The 22,636-nt window shown below is 62.0% G+C and carries 16 protein-coding genes; 5 read left to right on the plus strand and 11 right to left on the minus strand.

What is annotated here, in order from left to right; genetic code table 11:
- The first annotated feature begins 228 nt into the window (after positions 1–228).
- A complete protein-coding gene (locus ABIC50_RS25545; RefSeq protein WP_012365880.1) occupies positions 229–816 on the plus strand; it encodes an IMPACT family protein in 588 nt (195 codons plus the stop codon).
- A gap of 206 nt (positions 817–1,022) precedes the next feature.
- A complete protein-coding gene (locus ABIC50_RS25550; RefSeq protein WP_011658615.1) occupies positions 1,023–1,310 on the plus strand; it encodes an H-NS histone family protein in 288 nt (95 codons plus the stop codon).
- A 54-nt stretch (positions 1,311–1,364) separates the two neighbouring features.
- On the opposite strand, the gene ppk2 is transcribed toward ABIC50_RS25550, so the two are convergent.
- Positions 1,365–2,315, minus strand: coding sequence for a polyphosphate kinase 2 (gene ppk2 / locus ABIC50_RS25555; RefSeq protein ID WP_175702331.1), 951 nt, complete (start codon positions 2,313–2,315; stop codon positions 1,365–1,367).
- A 265-nt stretch (positions 2,316–2,580) separates the two neighbouring features.
- Entirely contained in the window at positions 2,581–4,302 is a 1,722-nt protein-coding gene (ggt, locus tag ABIC50_RS25560; protein WP_105832710.1) for a gamma-glutamyltransferase, read from the minus strand.
- A gap of 397 nt (positions 4,303–4,699) precedes the next feature.
- Between ggt and ABIC50_RS25565 the strand changes: the two genes are divergently transcribed.
- The 3 genes from ABIC50_RS25565 (at position 4,700) to ABIC50_RS25575 (ending at position 11,394) form a co-directional block, all read left to right on the plus strand.
- Positions 4,700–5,224 (plus strand): metal-dependent hydrolase, encoded by a 525-nt coding sequence (locus tag ABIC50_RS25565; RefSeq protein WP_212081998.1) that lies wholly within the window; start codon positions 4,700–4,702, stop codon positions 5,222–5,224.
- 243 nt (positions 5,225–5,467) lie between these two features.
- Positions 5,468–9,994, plus strand: a complete 4,527-nt coding sequence (locus tag ABIC50_RS25570) for a DEAD/DEAH box helicase (protein ID WP_354167714.1) — start codon at positions 5,468–5,470, stop codon at positions 9,992–9,994.
- Between the two features lie 128 nt (positions 9,995–10,122).
- The gene (locus ABIC50_RS25575; RefSeq protein ID WP_354167717.1) at positions 10,123–11,394 is read left to right on the plus strand and encodes an APC family permease; all 1,272 of its coding nucleotides are present in this window, start codon (positions 10,123–10,125) and stop codon (positions 11,392–11,394) included.
- A gap of 161 nt (positions 11,395–11,555) precedes the next feature.
- Here ABIC50_RS25575 and ABIC50_RS25580 read toward each other — a convergent pair whose 3' ends face one another.
- The 9 genes from ABIC50_RS25580 to ABIC50_RS25620 all read right to left on the minus strand — a co-directional run bounded on the left by ABIC50_RS25580 (position 11,556) and on the right by ABIC50_RS25620 (position 22,444).
- A complete protein-coding gene (locus ABIC50_RS25580; protein ID WP_354167720.1) occupies positions 11,556–14,387 on the minus strand; it encodes a hypothetical protein in 2,832 nt (943 codons plus the stop codon).
- Between the two features lie 76 nt (positions 14,388–14,463).
- Complete coding sequence (locus ABIC50_RS25585) at positions 14,464–15,255, minus strand: hypothetical protein (protein WP_354167723.1); 792 nt, start codon at positions 15,253–15,255, stop codon at positions 14,464–14,466.
- A gap of 167 nt (positions 15,256–15,422) precedes the next feature.
- A complete protein-coding gene (locus ABIC50_RS25590; protein ID WP_354167726.1) occupies positions 15,423–15,986 on the minus strand; it encodes a hypothetical protein in 564 nt (187 codons plus the stop codon).
- Between the two features lie 204 nt (positions 15,987–16,190).
- Positions 16,191–16,445, minus strand: a complete 255-nt coding sequence (locus tag ABIC50_RS25595) for a hypothetical protein (protein ID WP_354167729.1) — start codon at positions 16,443–16,445, stop codon at positions 16,191–16,193.
- A 36-nt stretch (positions 16,446–16,481) separates the two neighbouring features.
- Positions 16,482–16,754: a hypothetical protein gene (locus ABIC50_RS25600; protein ID WP_354167732.1), complete on the minus strand. Its 273-nt coding sequence runs from the start codon at positions 16,752–16,754 to the stop codon at positions 16,482–16,484.
- Between the two features lie 213 nt (positions 16,755–16,967).
- The gene (locus tag ABIC50_RS25605) at positions 16,968–17,819 is read right to left on the minus strand and encodes a hypothetical protein (RefSeq protein ID WP_354167734.1); all 852 of its coding nucleotides are present in this window, start codon (positions 17,817–17,819) and stop codon (positions 16,968–16,970) included.
- Between the two features lie 37 nt (positions 17,820–17,856).
- Positions 17,857–19,224 carry an HlyD family type I secretion periplasmic adaptor subunit gene (locus tag ABIC50_RS25610; RefSeq protein ID WP_354167737.1) on the minus strand — a complete coding sequence of 456 codons (1,368 nt, stop codon included), beginning with the start codon at positions 19,222–19,224 and terminating at the stop codon, positions 17,857–17,859.
- An 8-nt stretch (positions 19,225–19,232) separates the two neighbouring features.
- Positions 19,233–21,029 carry a type I secretion system permease/ATPase gene (locus tag ABIC50_RS25615; protein ID WP_354167740.1) on the minus strand — a complete coding sequence of 599 codons (1,797 nt, stop codon included), beginning with the start codon at positions 21,027–21,029 and terminating at the stop codon, positions 19,233–19,235.
- Positions 21,029–22,444, minus strand: coding sequence for a TolC family outer membrane protein (locus tag ABIC50_RS25620; RefSeq protein ID WP_354167743.1), 1,416 nt, complete (start codon positions 22,442–22,444; stop codon positions 21,029–21,031). Before ABIC50_RS25620 ends, ABIC50_RS25615 begins: the two co-directional genes overlap by 1 nt.
- Positions 22,445–22,636: the final 192 nt, after the last annotated feature.

Consider the following 22,636-nt stretch of genomic DNA (forward strand, 5'->3'; position numbering starts at 1 on the left):
TTCCATGCCGAGTGACCGGCATCCCGGTGCGGCGGAACTGTAACAGGACTGTTACAAAAGATCAACGTTACAGCGTGCGACTTCTCCATTATTTAACTATTTATTAATTTCCCGGAAAGTTGTGCATCGTCGGTTATCCCGACAATCCGTCGTCCCACGTACTTTGTACCGATCCTGCACCCAAATGGCTCATAATGGGCGCGATTCCGAATCCCCTTTTCCCGTTCAATGAGTTATTCGCTCGCCACCGAATACACCCGCGAGCTCGAAATCCGCAAGAGCCGCTTCATCGCACACGCGATCCCCGTCGACGACCGCGACGCCGCGATGCAGGCGCTGCAGCGCCTGCGTGACGCGCACCCCGCGGCCACCCACGTCTGCTGGGCGCTGCTCGCGGGCGGCCAGTCCGGCATGTCGGACGACGGCGAGCCCTCGGGCACCGCCGGCCGGCCGATCCTCGAGGTGCTGCGTCATCACGATCTCGACGGCGTGCTCGGCGCGGTCGTCCGCTACTACGGCGGCGTGAAGCTCGGCGCGGGCGGCCTGGTGCGCGCCTATACGGACGCGATCGCCTCCGCGCTGCTCGACGCCGAGCGCATCGAACGCATTCGCCACACGCGGTTCGCGATCGAAATCGGCTATCCGGACGAAGCGCGCGTGCGCCGCTGGATCGAACAGGCGGGTTATGAACTGGCGGACAGTGCGTACGGGATGACAGTGAAACTCGTGATCAAGCTGCCGGAAACGGCCGAAGCGACGGCGAAAGCCGAGCTGTTCGACCTGACGCAGGGGCGCTCGGGCTTCCCTGACCTGTGACGCGCCGCCGGCCGCGCAGCCTCCGCGCCCCGGCTTCATGACGATCCCCGCCAAAATTCAGATAAGTCCCATAGAAAAACCGCGCACCCAAATTTAATCTCCCTGCATTCCCGGTACGGCGTTGCGCAAACGGCTGGCCGGGCATGGGGCACGCCGCACCTCGCGCGTCGCCGACAATCAGAATTCAGCCAGGGGATATCGGACGCATGCAACTGCAAGAACTGCAAGCCCAACTCGCGGAACTCGATCGACGCATCCAGACGGCACGTCGCCGCGAACGCGATGCGGCACTGGTCCAGGTGCGCCAGCTCGTGAAGGACTATGCGCTGACCGCGCGGGAAATCTTCGGGCAGGGCTACAGCGATCGCGCGAAGCTGTTCACGATCGGCGCGAAATATCGTGACCCGGCGACGGGCGCCACGTGGAGCGGACGCGGTCGCGAACCCGCGTGGATCGCCGGCCGCGACCGTGCCGCGTTCCTGATCCGGGAATAACGCGCGCCGCGTGCACGGCGCGTCCCGGCGGTCGGTCCAGCCGACCTGAACCGCTCAATAAACGTCCGGGACGATCATGCTGTCCGGCACCGGACGCCGAATGTAGTCCTCGTGATGCTCGCGCTGCGGCAGATCGATCGTCGGGCGCGGCACCTCGTGATACGGCACCTGGGTCAGCAGATGGCTGATGCAGTTCAGGCGCGCGCGCTTCTTGTCGACCGCCTGCACGACCCACCACGGCGCTTCGGGAATATGCGTGCGCTGCAGCATTTCTTCCTTGGCGGCCGTATACGCTTCCCAGCGGCGGCGGCTCTCCAGATCCATCGGGCTCAGCTTCCACTGCTTCAGCGGATCCTGGATCCGGTTCTGGAAGCGCACTTCCTGCTCGCGATCGGTGATCGAGAACCAGTACTTGACGATCTGGATCCCGCTACGCGCCAGCATCTTCTCGAATTCGGGTACGGAACGGAAAAATTCCTCGTACTCGTCGTCGGTACAGAAATTCATCACGCGCTCGACACCTGCACGGTTGTACCAGCTGCGATCGAACAGCACGATTTCGCCGCCGGCCGGCAGATGCGCGACATAGCGCTGGAAATACCATTGCGTGCGCTCGCGGTTGTTCGGCGCGGGCAGCGCCGCCACGCGGCACACGCGCGGGTTCAGGCGCTGCGTGATGCGCTTGATCGCGCCGCCCTTGCCTGCCGCGTCGCGCCCCTCGAAAATCACGACGAGGCGGTGCCCCGTGCTCACGACCCAGTCCTGCAGCTTCACGAGCTCGCCCTGCAGCCGGAACAGCTCGCGGAAATACTGCTTGCGCGCTTCGCGGCGCTCCGGCGAGAACAGCAGATCCTCGCCGCTATCGAAACGGCGGTCGTCAAGCTCCATTTCGAGTTCTTCGTCGTACGCGTCGACGAGGTCTTCCTCGAAATGGTGCCGGCGCGACTCGCCCGACGCCATATCGGTGAGGTCGTCGGTCTCGTTGCGGGTATCGTTATCTTCCATGGGGCCTCCTTGCTTCAATTGACGCAGCCATACTCCGCCATTATCCCAGCGTCGCGCGTCAAATTGATGAAAAAGGGGGCGAGCGGCTAGGCGACCGGCTGGGGCGACCGGCTGGCGTCGACCGCCAGGCGACACGCGCCGGCGCTCGCCACGCGATCCAAACGCGCGCCGCCCGCCGACACCATGAAAAATGCCGGGCACACCGGCCCGGCATCGATTGCCGTCGGCACGACCGCCACGGCGGTCGCGCCCACGACCTGCCCCGTCAGCGAATGATCCGCGTGACGCCGCGCCCGCGCGGATCGGCCATCGCCTCCGGCGTCCGGCCGTCGATCTTGATCACCTGGATATCGCCGCTGAAGTCCTGCCCCTTCAGCGTGTAGCCGCGCGCCTCGATCTGCTTCGCGAGCTCGCCTTCGATCGGATGGTACGGCTCCCAGAAGATCGTGTTCGGCGGCAGCAGCTGGTGGTGGAAACGCATCGCGCCGACCGCGTCCTTCAACGGCATCTTGAAGTCGTAGATGTTGTTGATCACCTGGAAGATCGACGTGAAGATCCGCGAGCCGCCCGGCGTGCCGATCACGAGCGATACCTTGCCGTCCTTCGTCATGATTGTCGGCGACATCGACGACAGCGGGCGCTTCTTCGGCTCGATCGCATTCGCATCGCTGCCGACCACGCCGAACATGTTCGCGACGCCCGGCTTCGCGGAGAAGTCGTCCATCTCGTCGTTCAGCACGATGCCGGTGCCGTCGGCGATCACGCCCGAACCGAAATAGCCGTTGATCGTGTACGTGTTCGATACCGCGTTGCCCCACTTGTCGACGACCGAGAAGTGCGTCGTTTCGGCCTTCTCCGGCATCGACGTGCCGAGCCCCGGCTGCACGCTCTTCGTGTCCGACGGCTCCTTCGGATTGACCTCGGCCGCACGCTTCGCGATGTACGAGTCGGCGGTGAGCTGCGCGATCGGCACCTTGTAGAAATCGGGATCGCCGAGGTATTGCGCGCGGTCGGCGAACACGCGTTTCTCGATTTCCGCGACCAGATGGATGTACTGCGGCGAGTTGAGCGCCACGCCGTCGAAGTCCTTCTTCAGATCGGCCTTCATCTTCAGCAACTGCACGAGGCCGATGCCGCCCGAACTCGGAGGCGGGGCGGTGATCACGTCATAGCCGTTCCACTTCGCCTGCACCGGCTGGCGCCACACCGCGCGGTATTGCGCGAGATCCTCGGTCGTGATCAGCCCGTTGCCGTCGCCGGTCTTCATCGAAGCCGCGATCAGCTCGGCCGTCTTGCCCTTGTAGAAACCTTCCGCGCCGCCGTTCGCGATCCGCGTGAGCACGTCGGCGAGATCGGGCTGCTTGAAGTTCGTGCCCGCCTTCAACCCGGAGAAGTACTTGTCGAAGTTGGTCTTGCCGCCGAACTCCTTCGACGCGTCGACGCCGCGCTGCGCCAGTTGCTCGTCGACCATGAAGCCGTCGCGCGCATAGTGGATCGCCGGCGCGAGCACCTGCTTCCATTTCAGCTTGCCGAAGCGCTTCTGCGCTTCCCACATCCCCGCGACCGTGCCCGGCACGCCGGCCGCGCGCGGGCCGTACAGGCTCATGCCCTTGACGACGTTGCCCTCCTTGTCGAGGTACATGTCCTTCGTCGCGGCGAGCGGCGCGCGCTCGCGGTAGTCGATGAAGTACGGCTTGCCGTCCTTGTAGATCGTCATGAAGCCGCCGCCGCCGATGTTGCCGGCCTCCGGATACGTGACGGCAAGCGTGAACGCGATCGCGACGGCCGCGTCGATCGCGTTGCCGCCTTCCTTGAAGATCCGCTCCGCGGCATCCGCGCTGTACTTGTCGGCTACTGCGACCGCCGAACTCGTCAGGACCGCCGGCTGCGGACCCTTCGCATAGGCAGGCGCGTTCGGCAGGAAACCGACGCCGGCCACCGTCGCGAGCACGACGGCGGATGTTTTGAAGCGATTCAGCGTAGTCATTGCATGTCCCCCATGTGGATCTTCTTCAGGCGGGAAAGGCGCCCGATGCGCGCGTATCCGCTGGCTCGCCGGCGGACACCTGCGGCTTCGTAGTATAGGGGGACAAAAAGGGTCGAACACGCGACGTGCGATCAACGCGTGCAAATTGTGGGCAGCGAGGTCACCTACCCGGTAGAAACGGGCGTGCTCATCGGTCGAAATTTCCTGCGCGGCCGATCCTCGTTGCAATGCAAAAATCCGAAAGTTGCAAACCGCGGTCCCCTCATGCCGCACATGCAAAAAAACGGCGCCAGAGCTGCCCGCTGTGCCGGCCGATCTGAGAAGATAGCGCCCCGCTTTCGCGCTGCGTTCAGGCTTTCGCTCGCACGCCGCTTCACGTTCGTTCGTCTCGTTCCCTATGGCATCACACAATGCGCATCACGCGTCCGGCTTCGCGGCCGGCGTCGCCGCCGCCGTCCTCGTCGCACAAACCGGCGCGACCGGCCCCTGGCACACTGGCCTGCTCGCCGCCTTCGTGGCCGGCGTCGCGGGCGGCACCGCGCCCGACTGGCTCGAAATCGCATGGTGGACCCGCAAGCGCCGCCTGTGGATCACCCACCGCACCGTCACGCACTGGGGCATCGGCTGGATCGCGCTGCTCGCGCTCGGCTGGCACGGGCTCACGCATCATCCGCATCCGCTGTGGGCCGCGCCGCTGTTCGGCTTCGCGTGCGGCGGCGTGATGCACCTGCTCGCCGACTGGCCGAATCCGCTCGGCGTGCCGTGGATCTGGCGGCGTCACTCGCTGAATCTGTGGAACAGCGGACACTGCGACCTGATCATCGTCGCCGCCGCATGGGGCGGCACGCTGTGGCTCGCGCAGTCGCTGTGGACGCGCGCGCCTTTCCTCGAACACTGGCTGGGCTGGTTGCATCGCGTGTAACTGCGGCCAGGGCCGCGCACGCCGAACGCAAGCGTCGCTCCCTTTCGCTGATCCGGCACCCGTGACCGAACGGGTGGCGTTGCACACGCACGCCTATTGAAACGCCGGCACTGCGCCTCATCTGCATCTACGAGGCGCGCGTATTCTCCCCGCCCCAGGTGCCCGGCGCGCAGTTGCGACGTCTGGCACACTGACGATTCGCGCGCGGCCGCCCGTGCGCTCGCACCCTATTTCAACGCTCCGATGGACGTCACCGCCACCCGCCCCGCCCACGCGCTCGACGTGTTCCACCCGGCCGTCGCCGCATGGTTCCGTCGCACGTTCGCCGCGCCGACCGGCGTGCAGGCGCTCGCGTGGCCGCACATCAAGGCGGGCCGGTCGACGCTCGTGGCCGCGCCGACCGGCTCCGGCAAGACGCTCACCGCGTTCCTGTGCGCGCTCGATGATCTCGTGCGCGATGCGCTCGCGCACGACGGGGCACTGCCCGACGCGACGCTCGTCGTCTACGTGTCGCCGCTGAAGGCGCTGTCGAACGACATCCACGTGAACCTCGACGCGCCGCTCGCCGGTATCGCCGAATCGCTCGCGCAGCTCGGCTTGCCGGTGCCCGCGATCCGCACCACCGTGCGCACCGGCGACACCCCGCAGGCCGAACGCGCGGCGCTGCGCAAACGCGCGCCGCACATCCTCGTGACGACGCCCGAGTCGCTGTACGTGTTGTTGTCCTCGACGTCGGGACGGCAGATGCTGTCGAGCGTGCGTTCGGTGATCGTCGACGAGATCCACGCGCTCGCGTCATCCAAGCGCGGCAGCCATCTCGCGCTGTCGCTCGAACGCCTCGATGCGTTGACGGGCCGCGCGTTGCCGCGCATCGGATTGTCGGCCACGCAGAAACCGATCGACGCGGTCTCGCGCTTCCTGGTCGGCGGCCCGGCCGATGCGCCGCGCGACTGCACGATCGTCGACACCGGCCACACGCGTGAACGCGACCTCGCGCTCGAACTGCCCAACGTGCCGCTCGGGCCGGTGATGGCGACCGACGTGTGGGACCAGGTGTACGACCGCATCGCCGCGCTCGCGGCCGCGCATCGCACGACGCTCGTGTTCGTGAACACCCGGCGCACCGCGGAGCGCATGGCGCGCCATCTCGCCGAGCGCCTCGGCAAGGACGCGATCGCCGCGCACCACGGCAGTCTCGCGAAGGAACATCGCCTCGACGCCGAACAGCGGCTCAAGCGCGGCGAGCTGAAGCTGCTCGTCGCGACCGCGTCGCTCGAACTCGGCATCGACATCGGCGACGTCGATCTCGTATGTCAGGTCGGTTCGCCGCGCGGGATCGCACCGTTCCTGCAGCGCGTCGGCCGTTCCGGGCACCAGGTCGGCGGCGTGCCGAAGGGCCGCCTGTTCCCGTTGTCGCGCGACGAGCTGGTCGAATGCGCGGCGCTGCTCGACTGCGTGCAGCGCGGCGAGCTCGACGCATTGCGGATTCCCGAGGCGCCGCTCGACGTGCTCGCGCAGCAGATCGTCGCCGAAGTCGCCTGCGCGGAATGGCAGGAGGATGCGCTGTACGCGAGCTTCACGCGTGCGGCGCCGTACGCGCGCCTGTCGCGCGAACGCTTCGACGAGGTCATGAAGATGCTCGCCGAAGGCTTCACGAGCCGCCGCGGCGTGCGCGGCGCGTATCTGCATCGCGACGTGGTCGGCGGCACGGTGCGCGGACGCCGCAACGCGATGATGACCGCGACGACCTCGGGCGGCACGATTCCCGACATGGCCGACTACGCGGTGTTGCTCGAACCGCAGGGCATCCAGGTCGGCACCGTCAACGAGGATTTCGCGGTCGAGAGCCTGGCCGGCGACGTGTTCCAGCTCGGCAACCAGTCGTACCGGATCATTCGCGTGGAAACGGGCCGCGTGCGCGTCGAGGACGCACAAGGCCAGTCGCCGAGCATTCCGTTCTGGCTCGGCGAGGCGCCTGGGCGCAGCGACGAACTGTCGGCCGCGGTCGGCCGGCTGCGCGCGCGGCTCGACGCGCTGTTCGCCGAAGGCGATCGCAACACGGATGCCGGCGGACGCAAGCGCGGTGCGAGCGGCGTGAACGGCGCGAATGGTGATGCAACCGGTAAGACGGCCACGCGCGGCAAGGCCAAACGAGCCGCCGAAGCCTCAACCGTCGCCGATTCGCGAAGCGATGCCGACGGCACCGCGATCGTCCCGGCCGAAAGCCGCCTCGCGCCGGCGCTGCGCTGGCTCGCCGACGATCTGCATCTGGCTCCCGACGCGGCCCGCCAGATCGTCGACTACCTCGCCCGCACGCGCGCGGCGCTCGGTGCGCTGCCGACGCAGGACACGCTCGTGATGGAGCGCTTCTTCGACGAGTCGGGCGGCACGCAGCTGGTGATCCATTCGCCGTTCGGCAGCCGCATCAACCGCGCCTGGGGGCTCGCGTTGCGCAAGCGCTTTTGCCGCACGTTCGACTTCGAGCTGCAAGCCGCCGCGACCGACGACGCGATCGTTCTGTCGCTGTCGCTCGCGCACAGTTTCGCGCTCGATGAAGTGTGGCGCTACCTGCGCTCGGCGAGCGCCGAACACGTGCTGATCCAGGCGCTGCTCGACGCGCCGATGTTCGGCGTGCGCTGGCGCTGGAACGCGACGACCTCGCTCGCGCTGCCGCGCTTCACCGGCGGCCGGCGCACCGCGCCGCAACTGCAGCGGATGAAGAGCGACGACCTGCTCGCGACGGTGTTTCCCGAACAGGTCGCGTGCCTGGAAAATGTCGTCGGCGAACGCGAGATCCCGCACCACCCGCTCGTCGACCAGACGCTCGACGATTGCCTGCACGACGCGATGGATACCGACGGCTGGCTCGCGCTGCTGCGCCGGATCGAAAGCGGCGCGATCGAACTGATCGCGCGCGACCTGCCCGCGCCGTCGCCGCTCGCGGCCGAGATACTGAACGCGAAGCCCTATGCGTTCCTCGACGATGCGCCGCTCGAGGAGCGCCGCACGCAGGCCGTGCAGTCGCGCCGCTGGAGCGACCCCGAGTCGGCCGACGATCTCGGCGCGCTCGATGCCGACGCGATCGATGCGGTGCGCGACGAAGCGTGGCCGCTCGTGCGCGATGCCGACGAAATGCACGACGCGCTGCTCACGCTCGCATGCGTCGCCGACAGCGAAGCGCACGCGCACGACGGCTGGCCCGAGCGGCTCGCGGAATTGGCCGAACGGCGTCGCGCGACGAAACTCGTCACACCGGATGGCGCCGCGCTGTGGGTGCCGGTCGAACGGCTGGTCTGCATGCGCGCGCTGCATCCCGACGCCCGTGTCGCACCCGCGCTGAACGTGCCGGCCGCGTGCGCGCAGCCATGGGACGCCGACGCCGCGCTCGTCGACGTGATCCGCGCGCGACTCACCGGATTCGGGCCGCTGACGCTCGACGCCATCGCACAGCCACTCGGCCTGCCGCCCGCGACGATCGCGACGGCGCTCGCCGCACTGGAGCGCGAAGGCTACGTGATGCGCGGCCGCTTCACGCCGGGCGCGACGACCGACGAATGGTGCGAACGCCATCTGCTCGCGCGCATTCATCGCTATACGGTGAAACGACTGCGCCGCGAGATCGAGCCCGTCGAGCGCGCCGATTTCATGCGCTTCCTGTTCCACTGGCAGCGCCTGACACCCGATACGCGCGGAACCGGCCGCGACGCGCTCGCGGCCGTCGTCGAGCAGCTCGAAGGCTACGAAGCCGCGGCGAGCGCATGGGAAGACGCGCTCCTGCCCGCACGGCTGACCGACTATACAGCCGGCGGCCTCGACGATCTGTGCCGCTCGGGCAAGCTCGTGTGGACCCGCATCGGCGCGCCGGCCCGCCCGGCCGGCACGCCCGTGAAGACGACGCCGGTCGTGCTGCTGCCCCGCCGCCACCTCGGCGCATGGCAGGCGCTGCGCGACCCGGACGCGCAACCGGCGCTGTCCGCGCGCGCGACGCAGGTGCGGGACGCGCTAGCCGCACATGGCGCGATGTTCTTCGATGCACTGCTCGACGAACTACACATGCTGCCCGTCGAACTCGAACAGGCACTCGGCGAACTCGTGTCGGCCGGCCTCGTGAATGCGGACAGCTTCGCCGGACTGCGCGCATTGCTGAAGCCGGCGGTCAAGCGCAGCGCGACATATGCGCCGCGCACGCGGCGCGGCGGCGCACTGATCGGCGGGATGGACGATGCGGGCCGCTGGGCGCTCGTGCAACGCGTTTCGCCAACGAACGACGACGCACCAACCCCGGCACCGAAGCGCGGTGCGCCCGCGACCGATCCCGCCGCGCTCGAACACATCGTCTGGACGCTGCTGCGCCGCTATGGTGTCGTGTTCTGGCGGCTGCTCGAACGCGAAGCCGACTGGCTGCCGAGCTGGCGCGAGCTCGTGCGCGTGCTGCAGCGGCTCGAAGCGCGCGGCGAGATTCGCGGCGGACGGTTCGTCGCCGGGCTCGCGGGCGAGCAGTTCGCGCTGCCGGAGGCGATTCCGATCCTGCGCGAACTGCGTCGCCAACCGGGCGACGGCCAATATGTGTGCGTGACGGGCGCCGATCCGCTGAATCTTGCCGGCACGCTGCTGCCCGGCGACAAGGTGCCCGCGCTGGCCGGCAATCGCGTGCTGTTCCGCGACGGCGTGCCCGTCGCGTCGCTCGTGGCGGGCGCGTTCCACTACGCGCCCGAGCTGACGCCCGCCGCGCGCGAGGATGCGCGCCTGCGTCTCGCCCGCCGCTACTGACATCGGCTGACACGCGGCACATCGCGGACTACTGAACGCCGCGCCGCATCGCCGCGCCCGTTCGGGTAGCATCCCACGATTCACCGCGCGGACCGCGCCCAGAACAAGCCTTCCGGAGACTGCCTTTCATGCCTTCGCATGCCGATTCGCCCGCCGTTCATCACGCGGGCTCGCTGACGATTTTCCAGGGCGCCGCGCTGTATATCGGCGCGGTGCTCGGCACCGGCGTCATTGCGTTGCCCGCGCTCGCCGCCGAGGTCGCGGGCCCGGCATCGCTGCTCGCGTGGGCCGCGCTCGTCGTGCTGTCGGGGCCGCTCGCGGCCACCTTCGCCGCACTCGGTGCGCGCTATCCGGACGCGGGCGGCGTATCGACCTACGCGCGACGCGCATTCGGGCCGAAGGCCGCGGCGATCGTCGGCTGGTGCTTCTATTTCGCGGTGCCGGCCGGCGCGCCGGCCGCCGCGATGTTCGGCGGCGCGTATGTCGCGGCCGTCACGGGCGGCGGGCATGCCACGGTCATCGTCACGGCCGCCGCATTGATCGCCACGGTATCGGCCGCGAATGCGTTCGGCGTGACGGTGTCGGGCCGCATGCAGCTCGTGTTGTCGGCGCTGCTCGTCACGCTGTTGCTGGCCGCGGTGCTCGCATCCGCGCCGCATGCGCGCGCCGCGAACCTGCATCCGTTCGCGCCGCACGGCTGGCTGGCGGTCGGCCAGGCGGCGGCGCTGCTCGTATGGAGCTTCGCGGGCTGGGAAGCGATCACGCACCTCGCCGCCGAATTCCGCCGCCCCGCGCACGACATGCCGCGCTCGGCCGCGATCGCGGTCGTGGTCGTCGGGTTCCTGTATCTGTCGGTCGCGGCCGCGAGCGTGGCGGTGCTCGGGCCGTCGGCCGGCGCGTCGGGCGCGCCGCTCGCGGAACTGATCGCGGGCGGCATCGGCGGTCACGCGCGGGTGCTGGCGGCCACGGCCGCGGTGCTGCTCACGCTCGGCACGATGAACGCCTATTTCGCGGGTGCGGCCAAACTCGGCGCAGCGCTCGGGCGCGACGGCGCGCTGCCCGCGTGGCTCGCGCAAGGCAGCCAGGTCGGCGGCGTGCCGCGCCGCAGCCTCGGCGTGATCGCGGTGCTGGCGGCCGTGGCGCTCGCGGCAACGACGCTCACGGACGTCGGGCCGAAACCGCTCGTGCTCGTCACGTCGGGTTGCTTCGTGATGGTGTACGGGCTCGGCGCGGCCGCGGCGCTGAAACTGCTGCCGCGTGGCGGCATCGCGTACCGCTGCGCGTGGATTTCGCTGGTCGCCGTTGCCGGGCTGTTTCTGACGACGGGGTGGTATATCTTGTGCCCGCTGCTGCTCGCGGGCGGTGCGTTGCTTTATCTGAGGATGGCCGGGCGGCCATAGACCCCAATGAAGTTGTCGCCGATTGCGAACCTGCCGCGTCATCTCTTCACCATAGCAGGGCTCGAATCAACGGCCTCCGATACCTACATGGTCGATATCCGAATCAGCCGACGCCGCAGATATGTCCTGGACGAGACATACCTGCGCGTACATTGAATCAATCAGATCTGGAAACTCCCCCACAATTGAGCAGAAGGGAAACCGCTACTTCCGGGAATATAGATGGTGTTGTTCTGGATCAAGTGTCCGTCGCCGGTGTAGTTTGAACTGGCGGTCAAGTGTCCCGATGAATCATAGCTTTTTGCATTGTACGTGCCATCACTGTTGTACGTGAACTTTGAGAACCCGGTAAGCTTGCCCGTTGAGGTGCTAAAGCGGTCAGCCTCGATCTGACGCCCCAGACCATCGAATATGTCACGTTCGAATAGTTTTCCATAGGAATACTTATAATAATCATAAACAATATGGTTCACACCGAAGAGTGCGACCATTTCATCTGAACCGTCAAACACATGAGCGATGAAACTCTTGTCAAGAGCAAAATCGTACCGATGCGTCGCCCGTCCGTTCGAGTAAAAAATGTCCTGTGTCTTGAACCCGCCCGCATTAAATGTCGCATATTCTGTCATCTGTCCATTGGTGCCGAACAGCGCTGCGAATTGTGAGCCATCGCTATTAAAGACGTGAGAGGCGTAGCTGCCATCGATATTGAAGTCGATCTGCTTGGTTGCCTTTCCGTCCGCGCCAAACAAGATATCCTGCGTCTTGACACCGGCTGCGTTGAATTTCGCATACTCGCTCACTTGACCATTGGCGCCGAAAAACGTCGCCGTTTGCGAGCCGTCGGCATTGAAGTCGTACTTTGTGTAGCTCTTATCCAGGTTGAAGTTGTACTGTTGCGTCGCCTTGCCGTCAGCACCGTAGAAGATGTCCAGTGTCTTGTTGCCGTTGGCGTTGAACTTCGCGTACTCGGTAACCTGGCCAGCCGTGCCGTACAGCGTCGCGGTCTGGGAGCCATCGGCAGCAAAGTCGTACTTCGTGTAGCTCTTGTCGAGGTTGAAGTTGTATTGCTGCGTCGCCTTGCCGTCAGCACCGTAGAAAATGTCCAGCGTCTTGAAGCCGTTGGCGTTGAACTTCGCGTACTCGGTGATCTGGCCTGTCGTGCCATACAGTGTCGCGGTCTGAGAACCATCGGCGGGGAAGTCGTACTTCGTGTAGCTCTTATCGAGGTTGAAGTTGTACTGCTGCGTGGCCTCGCCGTTCGCTCCGTAGAAAATGTCCAGCGTCTTGAAGCCGTTGGCGTTGAACTTCGCGTACTCGGTGATCTGGCCTGTCGTGCCGTACAGTGTCGCGGTCTGAGAACCATCGGCAGAGAAATCGTACTTCGTGTAGCTCTTATCGAGGTTGAAGTTGTACTGCTGCGTGGCCTTGCCGTTCGCTCCGTAGAAAATGTCCAACGTCTTGAAGCCGTTAGCGTTGAACTTCGCGTACTCGGTGATCTGGCCCGTGGTACCGTACAGCGTCGCGGTCTGTGAACCGTCAGAAGCAAAATCGTACTTCGTATAACTCTTGTCGAGATTGAAGTTGTACTGCTGCGTGGCCTTGCCATCCACACCGTAGAAGATATCCAACGTCTTGAAGCCATTGGCGTTGAACTTCGCGTACTCGGTCATCTGGCCAGTCGTGCCGTACAACGTCGCGATCTGTGAACCATCAGCAGCAAAGTCGTACTTCGTGTAGCTCTTGTCGAGGTTGAAGTTGTACTGCTGCGTGGCCTTGCCGTCCGCGCCGTAGAAAATATCCAGCGTCTTGAAACCGTTGGTGTTGAACTTCGCGTACTCGGTGATCTTGCCGTTCACGCCGTACAGCGTCGCGGTCTGCGAACCATCCGCGGCGAAGTCGTACTGCGTGTAGCTCTTGTCGAGGTTGAAGTTGTATTGCTGCGTCGCCTTACCATCGGCTCCATAGAAGATGTCCAGCGTCTTGAAGCCATTGGTGTTGAACTTCGCGTATTCGGTGATCTTACCGTTCACTCCGTACAACGTTGCGGTCTGTGAGCCATCGGCACCGAAGTCGTACTTCGTATAGCTTTTGTCAAGCCGGAAGTCGTACCGCTGGGTTGCCTTGCCGTCGGCACCAAAAAATACATCCTGGAACTTGAACCCCGTGTAGTCGAATTTTGCTTGTTCCTGGATTTGGCCATTGGGACCGAACAGGGCCGTAGTCACAGCACCTTTCAACGAAAGGTCACCATTCACCATCACCCATCCGCCGTTCAGCAGCGGAATTCCCTTCGTATCAATCGTGAATACCGACTGGCCATCAACTGTGAAACTGGTGTACTTGATCATGTCGCCCTGGACCTTCTGCCAGTCGACGAGATTCGGATCCATGCCGGAATGCTGGATAATCCACCAATCCGCATAAAACTGGCTATACGTCAGTTGCAAGGCCGGGGACGGATGGACGGTGCCGTAGTATTTCCCCGCAGCATCGACCAGGGCCGAATTCGAATCGGCGAGCGCGTGAGCGGCAGCAGATCCCCACGTCACGCTTTTGACGTCGATGCCAACCGACTGAGCCAGTTGATTCAGTTGCAGCGTCAGCCGACTGTCGGATTGGTCCGAATGCATGTGGCCGGCCGCACCACCGGTCAACCCCAACTGGATGGCCACAATATATTCGGAAAGGAGCGCAACCCCTTCGTTCGACAAACCATTCGCGACGGCCTGATCCGGATTCAGTGCCAAAGAACCGCCCGTCCCGCCTGGCAGCAGCGCGTGTCCGAGTTCATGCGCCAGCGTGGTGGCGAATAAGGTTGCAGATTCGCTCCATGTAGGATCAAAAGCGATCTTCTTCTTGGACGAATCAGTAAAGATTCCCTTATTTGCCTCCCCCTTTACGAACTCCCAGTCGGGGTCGCGACCGAAGGCATTCAGTTCGCCGGCCAGGAACGGGGATTTTTCTGCTGCAATGATAATTGCGTTATACATCGGAGAATCCCGATCGAACACTGCAGCCAGCTTGTCAAGTGCTTTTTTTCGAGAGCAACTGCCACTTTCACACCTCTTATTTCTTAATTTTTTTGATTTGAATAAGAACACTAGAAAGGCTACCGGCGGAGTTAAAGCCGATGGTAATTGCCCTATTTACTTGACCGTCTACCTGCTCGAACTTCCACGTTTCGTTTCCGTGAGGGGCCGTGGCTAGCCCCGGACCGCCATGAGGAGATGGCTGAGGCAGAACGCGAACAAATTTCTTCTCAAATATTTTCGCGGCAGCATAAAAATCTGGACCGCCTACATACATATGAAAATTCAAACCAGCCCTGACAAACTCTGCTTGATCAAGCTTTCCACCAACAAAATGCGCACCGGAAGCCGATCCACCAAAAAATTCGGATGTCTTTATTCTCGGAAAAATAGAATCGGATACAGCCCCCGAAATTGATATATTTTTTTCACGATCCTCGATATCATTATCTATATTGACTTTTTCCAGACTGAAAATATCATTCAGATTATCCTCGGTGTAGAATGAATCTTGCAGCAGAAGATCGCCATCAAAAATTATCTTGAGGTTTTGAGCAAATTCGACGGGAGTTTTCGGTCTAAATATCATTTTCCCCACCTCTTTTCCATTTTTCCGAAGAACAGACTGACTAGTTGTAAGATCAGCTTGTTGCGTGGAACTCAAATGGCTAGACAATGCAGGAGCTATTTGTGGTGTGTCATCCGGTCGGGTATAACCCAAACCTCCCGGCAACGCGACCAGCAGGTCGGATGCCGGCACTGGTTGCGCATAACTTATGTTGCTTGCCACCGTGGCGGTGGCCACTGCGGCTGCTGTCACAGCTTTCATTAGTCTTGCTCCTTTCAGAAACTGCGTTTAACAACCAGGCAAGGAGTTGATCCAACGAACTCCGACTTCACAAAATCATCATCGAAATGGATTTAATTTCGGTGGCTGCGCGGAAATTGCACGACCCGCTTTCCGATATCGAGTCGTCACGTTAACCTCACATCGATTTACGAATCCCGCCCTTGACCGGTTCGAGCAGATAATCGATTGCCGAGCGTGCATGCGTGCGGATATATATATTCCAATGCACCGACATAATCCGCCCGGTCGCCACGCACAACGATCTGTTGCCCATTATTCTGAAAAATTTCCCGGGCAACCAGCCAGTTGTTATAGGCTGCCTCCCTCTCCTTGTTTACACCGATGACTGCTGCAAGATCGAAGTCCTCTCGCATTTTTGCGCCATACTGCCTATTAATGTCTCGATCATGTGCATCGTTGATGTAGTGGCCGATTTCATGACTTAATACTCCGACAAAGACTCGTGATTCGAGCTGATCATAGGCCTTATTGTCATACCTCCCGAATTGAATGGTCTTAATTTTCGCGTCCCAGATCATACCACTCTCGCCCGCACTGACCTGAATAGGGTGAACCGCCTCTTTCAACACATCGTTATTGTATTTCAACAATTGATCCACAAGCGTGGGACTCCGATTGATCAGACCGAGTTCATCCTGAGTTATCTTGACGTTGACAAACATCGCCTCTTTACCGGTAATGACTGACATATTATTTATTCCTTTTGGTATTTTGAAAAAATCCAAAACCACGAAGACACTCATCCTCTCCAAACTGGAAGTAAGCCCCGACACCCTTCATCTTCGGACTATCGTAAGAAAAGGTCGACCACGAAGCATGTGGGTTTACAGATCGATCGATCTTATGAAATACACCCCTCACATCAGCCGGACTAATACAAATCTCCGCCACATTCATTGATACAGAAATAAGGACGCGCTCAAAATTTCTGTCGCGGGGCCGAAATATCCCATAATGAAAACTGGCATCTCAGGACCCTTTACAAGATCAATCTGCAATCGCTTTCCAACAAAATCCACGTCGGTCAAATCTTTCGAGTCCGCCACAGCCTTGATGCCAAACAGAATATCGTGTGATGAACGAGGTGACGCCAAACCCGCCTCATAATTCACACATGCCGCAAGGGCGATCAATCCAGGTGCGAGCAAGAAAAGTGAAATTCTCCTCATTTGACACAAAGCCTTTTAGTCAAGACCAATTGATTTGGTATTTATAATTAGAGATGTCACCGGGGACGAATAATTAGAATCGACCGAACCCGAATACATTGCCGTCGGATTTTTCAACTGAACGAAGCTAAGGCGACTCGTCATTGCAGGCGGAATTTCTGGAAACTCAACTGACTGCGCATGGCGCAGACTACTTACCAGGCGAGCAGAGGAAACTTCCGGCCGAGCAAAATCGATATTACTTTCCACCACCGCACCCGCAACACCGGTTACTTTCACATCCTTCATGAGACTTACTCCTTTAAAAAAAATCGCTCAATTTACAGATTACGGAATTTATCTGACGGACCCCGAATCCATGAAGAAGCACCTTGCCAAATAGGCTATATCTTCGACCACCGCATCGAGCTACTCAGATTGGCAAAACCCAACTGGATGTATACGCGTGTGCCTGCCTCAGTCCGTCGTAGACTGAGCACCTTCGTTTCAGAAACAAAACCTTCATGGCGGCAAGTTTCGTTGGCTCTCTGATTCGCCATCATTTTTATTTCTCTTAATCTCAACAATAACCCTAGAAAGCTCAGCATTCCGATTGAATCCAACTGTAATCGCCTTCTCGATTTGATCGTCTACCTGCTGGTACCGCAACGTCTGGTTTCCATGAGGTGCTGTTGGCGCACCTGGGCCACCGTGGGGCGATGGCTGCGGCGGAACAAGAACGAATCTCTTCGAGAATATTTTCAAGGTCGCCTCGAAATCCGGACCGCCCTTGTAAATTCCAAAGTTTATGGCTGCCGCGACCACACCCGATTGATGAATCGTTTTCCCGCCCCCAAATCCGGCACCGCGCATCGATCCTCCAAAGCGTTCTGACGCCTGTATTCTCGGAGATACCGAATCTGAAACGCCCCCCGAAATTGAAATATGTCGCTCAGCTCCGTTGCGGTCATCTAATACAGCCACCTCCTCGAGGTTAAAAATATCTTTCAGATTTTCAGCTGTATAAAATTTATCTTGAAGCAGGATATCTCCATCAAAAATCACCTTAAGATTCCCGACCAAATCGACAGTATTTTTCGGCCTGGATATCATTTTCGTCGCCTCTTCACCCTCTTTCGAGAAAATTAATCTGGCAATTATCGAATCTAACTCTTCCGTAAACCCCAGATAGCTTTTCCATGAAGTATGCGGTTGATACACGTATTTGCGTTGTGCAGAATGCTGACTGCACGGCACCTTAGCCGACGCGTCGGACGCGGGTGCGGGCTCCGCATAACTATTGCTCGCAGTTGCGGTAACCACTACGACAACTAGTGCTGCAGCCTTCATCATCCTGGCCGCTAAAAACCACATATAAAAAGTCCTGGAGTCGATCCGATGCCCCATTGAATCAATCCCGCATCGACTTCCGAATCCCGTCCCTGACCGGTTCGAGCAGATAATCGAAGGCCGAGCGCGCATGCGTGCTGATATACACCTCGGTCCGGAGCCCCGGCCCGAGCGCGACCGGCTCCTTGGCGAGACGGTTGGCCCTTTCCAGTGCTTGCGCCGGCACCTCGACCCGAACCACGTAGAACCGCGTGCGCTTGTCGCTGTCGGTCAGCGCGTCAGCCGAAATGTATGTGACCTTGCCGTCGAGCATCGGCGTGGTGCGCGAGTTGTAGGCCGTCAGCCGAACGTCGGCGTGGCTACCAGGCGCGATCTCGCGCACGTCGTCCGGTCGGATATTCGCTTCCACGATCAACGGCGCCCCTTCGGGGACAACATCAACGATCGGCTCGCGAGGCGCGATTACTGCGCCGATCGTGTGCACCTTCAAGCCAACGATCACGCCTGCCACCGGTGCCGTCACGCGGGTACGGGCAGACTGATCGCGAGCTGGGCGTAGCCGCTCACCAATCTGGATCGCGCGTGTGGTCGCTTCCTTAAGCTGGTCGTCAGCCGCCTTCACATAGTCATGACGTAGCCCGGCAATACGGAGTTCGAGATCAGTCTGCCGCTGTTTCGCGCGGCTCAGATCGGCGGCACCTGACTGGACGCGCGACAGTGCATCAGCCTCGGCCCGCCGCAAATCGAGCACCTTCGTTTCAGCAACGAAACCTTCCTGTTGCAACGTTTCGTTGGTCCGCCGCTGCTGGCGCGCCATGTCGTAGCTGCGGTTCATCGTCTGAATCAACTGCGAACTGATCGCGATTTCCTGGCGGGTCTGCGCCAGTTCGGTGCGCAGCATCGTGCTCTGGTCGGCGAACGCACGCCGGCGCGCGATGAACAGCGAAGACTCGCGTGCCAGCAACTCGGCAACGCGCGGATCGTCGCGCTGTTTCTCGAGCGCGGCCGGGAACGCCAGCGTTTCCTTCAGTTCGCGTTCGGCGGAAAGACGCGCAATCTTTGCCTGCTCCGCATCGAATTGCGCCTGCAACGCCGATAATTCGGCCGCCGGACTCACGTTGTCCAGCACAACCAGCACTTGGCCCGCCTTCACACGATCGCCATCCCGGACCAGGATTTGCTTCACGATCCCGCCCTCCAGGTGCTGCACTGTTTTGCGTTCGCCTTCGGTGCGCACCGAGCCCTCTGCGACGACGGCGCCAGAAATCGGCGCGAGCGCAGCCCACACCCACATCAAACCCAGACCGACGACGAGACCGCCGACGCTGGCGCCGATCAAGCGGCGCGGCAACGGCAGCACGCTGCCGTCGGATGCCACGGAAGCGGGCCACCAGCGTTTCAGACGTTGGCTCACACGATGTAACGGCATGGATGTTCTCATCGGTTGCCTTCCATCGCCGGACCAAGCGTTGGCACCCGGGCGGCCTGCAACGAAGACCGGCTTGCCTGCAACGCGGAGAAATCGATTCCCTGCGGTAAGCCACTGGTGTCGTCGGTTTGCCCATTCGCTGTGCACGAATCGCTATCGACTTGCTCCGGTCCAGGTGGCATGTCAAGCCGTTCCATTTGGCCATCTTTCAGCCGCAATATCCGGTCAGCCAGTGCGAGCAGAGACGGCCGGTGGGTGACCGCGATGACGGTCATTCCATCGGCTTTCAGATGGCGCAGCACGCGTTCGAGCGCGGCTTCCCCCATCGTGTCGAGGCTCGCATTGGGCTCGTCCAGCAGCAGCACGGCTGGCTCGCCGTACAAGGCACGCGCGAGGGCGATGCGCTGACGCTGGCCCCCGGACAACAGCTCTCCCGCGTCACCGATCAGCGTCTCGTATCCATCGGGAAGATTCAAGATCATCTCGTGAACCTCCGCTCGCTTCGCCGCGCGCACGATCGCGGCCGAATCGAGCGGGAGCGGCTTCGCGGTCCGGGCGATGTTTTCAGCGACGGTGCCTGCGAACAGCTCGACGTCCTGCGGCACGTACCCGAGATACCGGCCCAGGGAAGATCGGGGCCACTGCGCCATGTCGGCGCCGTCCAGCCGCACCGCACCTGCCTGCGGTCGCCACAACCCCGCGATGACCCGCAGCAACGTCGACTTGCCGGATGCGCTCGGCCCCGTGATCACCAGCGTCTGGCCCGCGGCCAGCGTGAAATTGATACCGCGCAGCAATAGCCGTCCCAGGCCGGGCGTTCGCGACGGCACGCTGAACGCGATCTGCTCGACCCGAATTTCGCCGGTGGGCGGTGGCAACGCGATCGGTTCGGCCTCGGTCTGACTGGCCAGCAGTGCCTCCAGACGAGGCCATGCTTCGCGCAACTCGCCGGCCTGCCTCCAGTTGCCAATCAACTGTTCGATCGGCGCCAACGCCTTGCCGAGCAGGATGGTCGTGGCCAGCATCACGCCCGGCGTCGCATGGCCCGAAATCACCAGCCATGCGCCGGCCCCCATCATGATCACCTGGATCGCCTGCCGCAGCCCCTTGGTCAAGTCGCGATAAAACGCGCTGCGATCCGACACGTCGCGCTGCGCGGCGATGTAGTCGCGCTTGCGTACATCCCAGGCACCCACCAGGTTTTCCGTCATGCCGAGCACGGTCATGACTTCGGCGTTGCGAATGAGGTGCTGGTAGAACGCATCCCCCTCCCGCTGCCGCGCGAGGTAAGACTCGATGCCCTTGCGCGTGAGCCGGTCGTTGACCAGCGCGACACTCACCAACAGCAGTGCGCTGAGCGCCGCAATCAGTGCCAAAGACCAATGAAAAAGGCCGATGACCACCACGTAGACCACCAGCCACGGGGCGTCGAAAAAGGCGATCACACCGGAACCCGCAAGAAAGGCACGCAACGTATTGATGTCACCCTGACTCGCGAGCGTGCGTGACGGCAGGCGATGGGCGTGAGCGGAAATTTGCGCCTGCAATGCGAGTCGCTCGAGCCGGTTGCCGATTTGCACGCCCAGGTCCGACAAGATCCGGCTGCGGGCAATATCGACGCAGATATTCATCCCAAGTGTGATCGCCATGAAGGCCATCAACATCAGCAGCGTTTGAATACTCTGGCTCGGTAGCACGCGGTCGTAGACCTGCAGCAGGTAGATGGTCGGCGTCAGCAGCAGCAAATTTGATGCGATACCGAACGCGGCAGCGATCACCAGATGGCGCCTGATGAGTTGATACATCAGTGTCCTCCCGATGCGCCGGAGCTCGGGATGCGGGCGGGCGTGTGCTCGACCATCATCGTATCGAGTGCCGCAAGGTCGGCTTCGCCCAGGTCGGCGGTGCTCGCTTTCAGCTTCAGCGCTTGGGCGAGCGTTTCCGTACGGGCGCGCGCGAAATCGCGCTGGGCCCGGTAGAGCTTATCGCCTGCGCCAAGCACATCAGCGTTCACACGAACGCCGACCCGGTAGCCGGTCTGATTCGACCGCAACGCGATCGTGGCGGACCGCACCGCGCTCGCCAGCGCATCGGTCTGCGCCAGTCCTCGCGTGACGCCCAAATACGCGTCGTGGGCCGTGAGCCGGGCGCTGCGCTGGGCGTCGTCCAGATCTTCGCGAGCCTTGTCCTCCAGCGCGAGCGCTTCGCGAATTTTGCTGCGGGTCATCAGGCCGTCGGTCAGAGGCAACGAGATCTGGATGCCAACGTAGCCGGAGCTGCCACGGCTTGCGCCGGTGTAGAAGTTCGTCTGTCCATTGATAAACGCCGCATTGCCGTTGCTGGCGTTGCCGACCAGCGAGACAGTGGGATAGTCACCGGCGCGTGCCTTGCTTCGCTCGCGGCTGGCGAGCTGGATCGCGATCATTTTTCGACGCACTCCGTAATCCGCAGTGGCAGCCGTGTCCATCCACTGTTGCAGGTCTGCGGTCGCCACGGGCGGCAGATGCGCATCGTCACGCCATCCGTCTACCCTGTCGACAGGATGACCGACAATCTTCTGGAGCGCCGCGTAGCTGGTATCGCGCTGCGTTTGCGCGGCGACTTCATCGGCTCGCGCAGCATCAAAACCGGCCAATGCCTCGTTCGTATCCACGATGGTCGCATCACCCAGCGCGAAGCGGCGCTTCGCGAGCGCCAGTTGTTCCGCGACGGCCTTGCGGTGGCCGACGGCGAGCGCGAGATCGTCCTGTGCATTCAGTGCGGCCAGATAGGCCTGAGCAACGCGAAGGAGCAAGTCCTGCTTCGCTTGCGCCAACGCAAGATCGGCATCCATCGCCAGGAGTTGGCCTTGCTGCCAGTTTTCCCACGCGGCCCAGTTGAAGAGAGGCTGGTTCAGCGTCAGGGTGAAACCGTTGGTCGAATAGCCGGGAATGGTTTGCCCTGGAATCCGCACGCCATTGCGATAGATGACCTGCTGGATGCCAACTTGCGGCAGCAGTCCCGCCCGCCCTTGAGGCGCTCTTTCGATCCCTGCACGCCACGCAGCTTCGGCGCTCCTGAACGTGGCATCTTGCGCGAGCGCCTCGCCGGCGAGATTCGCCAGACTCGACGCGTTGGCATGCGTAGCCGATATGATCGCAAGAAAGCTGGAAATTGCCTTTAGCGCATTGCGCGCAGCGTACCGAGGACGCCCGACCTTGAGGTTGGGCTCTCGTGACATGCCCCCATCCGTTCGACTGTGCCGACTGCAGTTGCTCATCGTTTTCCTTTATTCGCGCATCCACTGCAGTTGAGTCGAGCGCAAACGTTTGTCTTACTGAGCACAATTGCACGTCACATTGCAGATCTTTTCGAGTGTATGAAAAACAACAATTGGTAAAAATAGAACGGGTCCGAATTCCTTTAGCGCTTC

Origin of the sequence: Burkholderia sp. 567 (genome assembly GCF_040545115.1) — a bacterium.
GTDB lineage: Bacteria > Pseudomonadota > Gammaproteobacteria > Burkholderiales > Burkholderiaceae > Burkholderia > Burkholderia ambifaria.